1 protein-coding gene is annotated in these 579 nt (G+C 76.2%); it reads right to left on the bottom strand.

Going from position 1 to position 579, the window contains the following annotated elements; translation table 11 throughout:
* Window positions 1–579, bottom strand: a 579-nt coding sequence (locus tag QOL99_RS17475) for a vWA domain-containing protein (protein WP_407650216.1), incomplete at both ends; no start/stop codon positions are given.

Here is a 579-nt window from a genome sequence, read left to right on the forward strand (position 1 = left end):
CCGCGCGTACCCGCTCGCCCGCAGCGCCGCCCCGGCGTCGGCGGGCAGCGGTGTGCCCAGCGCCACGTAATGCAGCGTGTCCAGCCTGCCCCGCCCCTGGAAGGCCGCGAGTGCCCGAGCCGCCGTCCAGCTCCCGGCGGGGTCGTTGTCGGTGCCGTCGGTCAGGACCAGCACGGTCGTGACGTACCCCCCGGCCCGCAGCGGGGCCAGCCCCTCTCCCAGGCTGCGGTAGAGGTAGGTGTTGCGCCCGTCCGCCCGCAGCGCCGCGAGGTCGGTGTTCCAGCGTGCCCGGTCCGCCGGGAAGCTGTAGCCCCGGCGCGAGCGCAGGCCCTGGTCGAAGGTCAGCAGCTCCACCCGGTCGGGCCGCTCGGAGCGGACATAGGCGTTCACCGCCGCCTTGACCCGGTTGAAGATGTCCGCCTGCCCGTCCCCGATGCCGCGCATGGAGCCGCTGGTGTCCAGCACGAAGACCACGCGGGTCCGGGTGGGCAGCGACGCCGCGAAGGTGGCCGCGTCGGCCGGCATGGGTGGGCCGGGGAGGCGGCACTGCTCCAGCGGCAGCGCGGCGGGCAGGCGGCG

It is taken from the genome of Deinococcus rhizophilus (genome assembly GCF_030271215.1).
Taxonomy (GTDB): domain Bacteria; phylum Deinococcota; class Deinococci; order Deinococcales; family Deinococcaceae; genus Deinococcus; species Deinococcus rhizophilus.